Genomic DNA, 6,625 nt, shown 5'->3' with positions numbered 1-6,625 from the left:
CCTATGGCCATGCGGTTGAGCTGGAGAAGCAACAGGGCCTGACCTTTGTGCATCCATTTGACGACCCGGACGTCATTGCTGGCCAAGGCACCATCGGCATGGAGTTGCTGCGCCAGCACCAGGGGCGGCTTGACGCGGTGTTTGTGGCGATTGGTGGTGGCGGCCTGATTGCCGGGGTGGCCAACTACATCAAGGCGGTGCGCCCCGAGATCAAGGTGATTGGTGTACAGATGAACGACTCGGATGCGTTTGTACAGTCGGTTGCCGCACAGAAGCGCGTCACGCTCAGTGATGTGGGGCTGTTTTCTGATGGCACGGCGGTCAAGCTGGTGGGCGAGGAGACTTTTCGAGCGGCCAGCGGTCTGGTGGACGATTATGTGCGTGTCGATACCGATGCGGTTTGTGCTGCTATCAAGGACGTATTTGTGGACACCCGCAGCATCGTGGAGCCCGCTGGCGCGCTGGCGGTGGCCGCCATCAAACAGTATGTAGCCACCCACAAGACCAAGGGCGAAACCTACGCCGCCATTCTGTGTGGTGCCAACATGAACTTTGACCGCCTGCGTTTTGTCGCCGAACGCGCTGAAGTGGGTGAGGAACGCGAGGCCCTGTTTGCCGTGACCATTCCTGAAGAGCGCGGCAGTTTCCGGCGCTTTTGCGAAGTGATTGGCGACCTGCCCGCGTTTGGTGGTGCCAAAACCCTGCGCAATGTGACCGAGTTCAACTACCGCATCAGCGACGCCAGGAAGGCCCATGTCTTTGTGGGCTTGACCACGGGCACACGCGGCGAATCAGGCAAGATTGCAGCACACCTGAGCCGGCACCGCTTTGAGACACTTGACCTGACGCACGATGATCTTGCCAAAGAACATATCCGCCACATGGTCGGCGGGCATTCTCTGCTGGCAGAAGATGAGCGATTGCTGCGCTTCATCTTTCCTGAGCGCCCCGGTGCATTGCTGAAGTTTTTGAACCTGATGCGCCCGGGCTGGAACATCAGCCTGTTTCACTACCGCAACCAGGGTGCCGACTACGGACGCATCCTGGTCGGGCTGCAGGTGCCCAAATCCGAATCGGGCGAGTTTGACGCTTTTCTGACCACGCTGGGCTACCCTTATGTGGAAGAAACCGCCAACCCGGTTTACCGCATGTTCCTGCAGTCATGAGTGCCACACTCGACGGCCGCCTGGTGGTTGCCATCAGCAGCCGGGCCTTGTTTGATTTTGAAGAAGAGAATCAGGTTTTCGAGCACAGCGATGATCGCGCTTACATGGCCCTGCAATTACAACGCCTGGATGTCCCGGCCAAACCCGGGGTGGCATTCTCCTTGGTGAAAAAACTGCTGGCGTTTAACCGTGAAGAACCGCTGGAGCAAGTCACTTCGCCGACCTGTCAGCGCCCGGTTGAAGTGGTGATCCTGTCGCGCAACGACCCGGTTTCGGGCATGCGGGTATTCCGCTCGGCACGGCACTATCAGTTGGCCATTGAGCGCGGCAGTTTTACCCGCGGGCAGGCACCCTGGCGTTATCTGAAGCCATTACACGCCAATCTGTTTCTCAGCACCCATCTGGCCGATGTGCGGGCTGCGCTTGACGCGGGTGTGCCGGCAGCCCAGGTCTACCCCAACTCGGTACATGCCAGCGACGCCCATCCCAACGAGGTTCGTATTGCATTTGATGGCGACGCCGTGCTGTTCTCGGATGAGGCCGAACGCATTTACCAGACGCAGGGTTTGCAGGCGTTTCAGCGTCACGAGAGCGAAAAAGCCGCACAGCCGCTGCCCGACGGCCCCTTCAAACCCCTGCTGGCAGCATTACACCGGCTGCAAACGGCGGGTACCGCACAAATGCGCATCCGCACGGCACTGGTCACGGCCCGCAGCGCCCCGGCGCATGAACGTGCCATTCGCACACTGATGAACTGGAACATTGAGGTGGACGAGGCCATGTTCCTCGGCGGCCTGGCCAAGGGTGAGTTCTTGCGGGAGTTTGAACCGGACTTCTTTTTTGATGACCAGACCGGTCACATTGAATCAGCTGCCAGACATGTGCCTGCTGGCCATGTTGCCAGTGGCGTCAGGAATTGAGATCGACCTTGCCTCAGGTCTGGGTTCTCTCAACCTTGTTGATCTTGGTGGGAGAGTAAGTGAACACTTCGGTCGCAACCACACCCTGCGCCACGTTGACCGCCGGTTTGCTCAGATCCACCTGATCCTTGACCAGCTGTTGCACCTGCACGGCGCTGGCACTGGCCTGCCACAAGGACTTAATGTGATCCAGCAGCACCTTTGACATCGGCTCAGGCGGCGGATACTCCACTTTTTCAGGGGCGGGGCGCTTGATGGTCCAGTCCCGCGGTGCCTCAGCAGCGTCTGATCCCTTACGCACCGGGTCAGAAACACTGGTGTAGACCGCTTCTCCACTGCTGGGTTTGTCCGCCTGATTCACCAAATTGATGACACTGGGAACTGGCTGTTCTGGAATCGCTGATTGCTGTGGCAGGTTCACCGGAGCAACAGGCACAACCCGGCCAGTCGCAAGCGAAGCCGACTCTGCGGCAACTGGCCGCACGCTCTGGATTCGATCAATGGCTGGAAGTGTCATGGTGCTTCAGACTGCAGAATGTGTCCGGGTCTATCCTCCGTTCGTACTGTTCTTAACGGCAGAATTAAGGGGTAATTTAGGGTTATTTTTCAAAAAAACCAACTTTTTTTACTTCAGCCCCCCAAAAACCTGGCAAGCAGCTCAGAGATCCTTGGTGACCGGTCCCAGCGTGTCGATCAAAAACTGCCAGTACTGCGGCACACAGGGGATATGGTCGGCTGGCACGACCGTACATTGCGTCACGCTGACCCGACTGCCGGCACCTTTGTCCCACATTTTTTGCAACGTATTGCTGCTATTAAAAAATGAAACGGTCCGGTCGTCGCGACCATGAAACATCCGTACCGGGATACCGGGGAGCCAGTCGTCCACATGGCTGACGCTGGCCAACAGCGCACGATCATCGGCCAAGTAGGCGTCCAGCAAGGTCGGCATAAACACCACATCCACGTCCGAGCCCAGCAGCGACTTGAGCAGGGCATCGCGAATGTTGTCCCGGTCCGAGTCGCTCAGGTATTGCAACAGGCCAGGATGCAACAACCACCCAATCAGCGGGTATTCGTCGCGCACCTGGTCCAGTAACTCATCCAGCGTCGTGACCGCGTTGTAGGGCCCGGCACCCGGTGCAATCAGCACCAGATGGTCGCGGTGGACCGACTGGCCAGACTGCATAGCCCGCGCAGCGGCCATGGTGACGAAGCCACCCTCGGAATAGCCGGCCATCAGCAACTGGCCGTTGTCGGCAATTTGTTGCGTCTGGCGCCAGTACCTGGCCGCCGTCAACATGTCGATCACCGCCGCCGCAGATGGCGTGGCCAGAATGTAGGGGTGTGGCACACCCCTCGATACGCCATAACCCACATAGTCCGCCGACAGCACGATGAAGCCCAAGGAGGCCAGTGCAATCTCCGGGCCGTTGAGTTCATTCAAATGGCTGGGTGCATCGGCGTCACGCTTGAGCGTGGGGTGCTGGTAACTGAAAACCGGGCTGAGCGCACCGGCAGCTTTTTGTGGCACCACCATCAGTGCCGATGCCAGTACTTCACTGCCTGCGCCGTCCTGCGTCAGGTAAGTCATGCGGTACGCCTTGACGGCGTAGCGGGGGCGGGTCACCAAGGCTTCATCTTCACCAGAAGTCATGGCAGCCTCGATTTCGCTGACCGACAAGGTTTTCAACAGGGAAACGTCCTTCAGTTCCCCGGCTCCAGGCAGGTTGGTGATCGGCGGGGGCAGTGTCGGGCCAGTGTCATCCCCACCCGAGCCACCACCACAGGCACCGAGCTGGACGATCAGCAGCAAGGCCACAAGACCGACCAGCCAGCGCTGGAAAATTGATGCCAATACCGTCAATGCCATTCACTCACCCCCAGGTTCATTCAACCGTCACACTTTTTGCCAGATTGCGCGGTTTGTCAACGTCGGTGCCGCGCGCGCAGGCGGTATGGTACGCCAGCAGCTGCAGCGGCACCACATGCAGCATCGGTGAAAGAGCACCATAGTTTTCCGGCATCCGGATGACGTGCAGGCCGTCGCCACTCTCGATGTGGGTGTCCGCGTCGGCCAGCACATACAGCACACCACCGCGAGCGCGAACCTCATGCAGATTGCTTTTGAGCTTTTCCAGCAAGGCGTCGTTGGGTGCCACAGTGACCACCGGCATGGCGCTGGTCACCAGCGCCAGCGGGCCGTGCTTGAGCTCGCCCGCCGGGTAAGCCTCGGCGTGGATATAGCTGATTTCCTTGAGTTTGAGCGCGCCCTCCAGCGCGATCGGGTAATGCATGCCGCGGCCGAGAAACAGCGCGTTTTCCTTGGCCGCAAAGTCCTGCGACCAGGCGATGACCTGAGGTTCCAGCGCCAGCACCGACTGCAGGGCCGCTGGCAGGTGTCGCATTGCCTTGAGGTGGCGTGCCTCGTCCGCGTCGCTCAACAGTCCGCGCGATTGCGCCAACGCCAGTGTCAGCAGAAACAGCCCGGCCAGCTGCGCCGTGAACGCCTTGGTCGACGCCACGCCAATCTCCACACCTGCGCGGGTGATGTAAGCCAGCGCACATTCGCGCACCATGGCGCTGGTGGCCACATTACAAATGGTGAGTGTATGGGTCATGCCCAGGCTTTGTGCATGGCGCAAGGCGGCCAGTGTGTCAGCGGTCTCGCCACTTTGGGTGATGGTGACCACCAATGTTCTGGGGTTGGGCACCGAGTCGCGGTAGCGGTATTCACTGGCCACTTCAACCTGGGTCGGAATTTTGGCTATGCTCTCCAGCCAATATTTGGCCGTGCAGCCACTGTAGTAACTGGTGCCGCAGGCCAGAATCAGCACCGAGTCAATGGTCTTGAACACCCGCGCCGCGCTGACCTGAGCCCCGTCAAAAAGCTCGGGCATGATGTTGCTGATGCCTTCGAGCGTGTCGGCAATGGCGCGCGGTTGCTCAAAGATCTCCTTTTGCATGTAGTGCCGGTACGGTCCGAGCTCGGCGGCACCGCTGTGGGCTTGCACCGTTCGCACCGGGCGCTGCGCTGCGCTCAAGGCTTTGAACTGTCGGTCGGCCAGCCAGTATTTGCCCAGTTGCAGGTCGGCCACGTCCCCTTCTTCCAGATACACAATCTGATCGGTGACCCCGGCCAGGGCCATCGCGTCACTGGCCAGGTAATGCGTCTGGCCATCGGTGCCAACACCCAGAATCAGAGGTGAACCGGCACGCGCACCCACCAGACGGTGTGGCTCGTCCTTGCAGAACACCGCTATCGCATAGGCACCCCGCAAGGACCCCAAGGCCGCCTTGACCGCCTCAAACAAATCACCGTCGTACAGACTGTCGATCAGGTGCGCAATCACCTCGGTGTCGGTCTGGCTCTGAAACACATAGCCTCGTGCCTGCAAGCTCGCACGTAATTCGTCGTGGTTTTCAATAATGCCGTTGTGAACCAGGGCAATCCGACCGGCACGGGCCGGACTGCCGTCGTGGGTGAGCCCCGCCAGACTGGGGTCCGGGGCCGAGACCGCGCCAGGGCCGTGGCTGAAATGTGGATGCGCGTTGTGAACTGCAGGCGCGCCATGGGTGGCCCAGCGGGTGTGGGCGATGCCGGTGGTGCCAGTCAACCCCGAGTTGCCAATCTGCTCAATGAGCTCCGTAACGCGCGAGGTGCTGCGGGCACGTTTCAAGCCGTGGGAGTACACCGCCACGCCGCACGAGTCATATCCCCGGTACTCCAGTCGGGCCAGGCCCTGCACCAGAATGGGAACAATGTTTTGTGTTGAGACCGCACCAACAATACCGCACATCTTTCACCTCCTTGTTTGATGCTGAATCGTAGTGACAAGGCATTGAAATTTGCTTTCAATTTTTGTTACTAATTGAGTAACAAATTCTTGATTTGAACCGCTTGAACGATAATTTCAATCAACTAACCAATTTGAATGAAAACATCACTCTCCCTGCGACACTTTTTACTGGCCCTGGCAGTCGTGGCCGTGTGGGGCAGCAACTTTGTGGTCATCAAGCTGGCACTGGCGCACATGCCGCCGTTGTTGTTTGCCACGCTGCGCTTTTTGGTGGTGGTGCTGCCGATGGTATGGGTGCTGCCCCGCCCGGCCGTGCCCTGGCGCAATCTGGCGGCATATGGGCTGCTGATTGGTGTCGGGCAGTTTGGCCTGCTGTTTGTGGCGATGAACGGCCACATCTCGCCCGGGCTGGCGTCACTGGTGATCCAGGTGCAGGTGTTTTTCACCATCGGGCTGGCGCTGCTGATGGCGGGTGAGTCTCTGCAGCGGGTGCAATGGCTGGCGTTGGCATTGGCCGCCGGGGGTTTGGCGGTGATCGTGACCCACACCGACGGCAACACCACGCCGCTGGGACTGGGGCTGGTGCTGCTGGCGGCGCTGTCGTGGGCCGGTGGCAATCTGGTCAGCCGAGCTGCCGGGCGGATCAATATGGTGGCCTATGTGGTGTGGTCCAGCCTGTTTGCCGTGCCACCGCTGGCGGCGCTGGCCTTGTGGGTGGAAGGTTGGGACGCCCTGGTCA

The 6,625-nt window shown here is 59.8% G+C and carries 6 protein-coding genes; 3 read left to right on the top strand and 3 right to left on the bottom strand.

Features of this window, described 5'->3' with window-relative positions; translation table 11 throughout:
• On the top strand, positions 1-1,166 hold a 1,166-nt coding region (ilvA, locus tag KBF66_RS18205; protein WP_296660855.1), incomplete at its 5' end, for a threonine ammonia-lyase, biosynthetic.
• Positions 1,163-2,086 carry a 5'-nucleotidase gene (locus KBF66_RS18200; RefSeq protein ID WP_296660852.1) on the top strand — a complete coding sequence of 308 codons (924 nt, stop codon included), beginning with the start codon at positions 1,163-1,165 and terminating at the stop codon, positions 2,084-2,086. The genes ilvA and KBF66_RS18200, both read left to right, overlap by 4 nt.
• Before the next feature lie 13 nt (positions 2,087-2,099).
• Here KBF66_RS18200 and KBF66_RS18195 read toward each other — a convergent pair whose 3' ends face one another.
• From KBF66_RS18195 to glmS, 3 genes are all read right to left on the bottom strand, one after another.
• Positions 2,100-2,603 (bottom strand): hypothetical protein, encoded by a 504-nt coding sequence (locus tag KBF66_RS18195; protein WP_296660849.1) that lies wholly within the window; start codon positions 2,601-2,603, stop codon positions 2,100-2,102.
• A 141-nt stretch (positions 2,604-2,744) separates the two neighbouring features.
• Complete coding sequence (locus KBF66_RS18190; protein WP_296660847.1) at positions 2,745-3,959, bottom strand: alpha/beta fold hydrolase; 1,215 nt, start codon at positions 3,957-3,959, stop codon at positions 2,745-2,747.
• 16 nt (positions 3,960-3,975) lie between these two features.
• Positions 3,976-5,886, bottom strand: coding sequence for a glutamine--fructose-6-phosphate transaminase (isomerizing) (glmS, locus tag KBF66_RS18185; RefSeq protein WP_296660842.1), 1,911 nt, complete (start codon positions 5,884-5,886; stop codon positions 3,976-3,978).
• Positions 5,887-6,021: 135 nt separating this feature from the next.
• Between glmS and KBF66_RS18180 the strand changes: the two genes are divergently transcribed.
• On the top strand, positions 6,022-6,625 hold a 604-nt coding region (locus KBF66_RS18180), incomplete at its 3' end, for an EamA family transporter (RefSeq protein ID WP_296660838.1).

It is taken from the genome of Rhodoferax sp., assembly GCF_018063565.1.
In the GTDB taxonomy this organism is placed as follows: Bacteria; Pseudomonadota; Gammaproteobacteria; order Burkholderiales; family Burkholderiaceae_C; genus Rhodoferax.
This window is presented reverse-complemented; position numbering and strand designations above follow the sequence as displayed.

Bases quoted from the DNA above. Each gene is read 5' to 3' on its own strand.
- KBF66_RS18200 (WP_296660852.1), top strand. From the start codon at position 1,163: ATGAGTGCCACACTCGACGGCCGCCTGGTGGTTGCCATCAGCAGCCGG.
- KBF66_RS18195 (WP_296660849.1), bottom strand. From the start codon at position 2,603: ATGACACTTCCAGCCATTGATCGAATCCAGAGCGTGCGGCCAGTTGCC.
- KBF66_RS18190 (WP_296660847.1), bottom strand. From the start codon at position 3,959: ATGGCATTGACGGTATTGGCATCAATTTTCCAGCGCTGGCTGGTCGGT.
- glmS (WP_296660842.1), bottom strand. From the start codon at position 5,886: ATGTGCGGTATTGTTGGTGCGGTCTCAACACAAAACATTGTTCCCATT.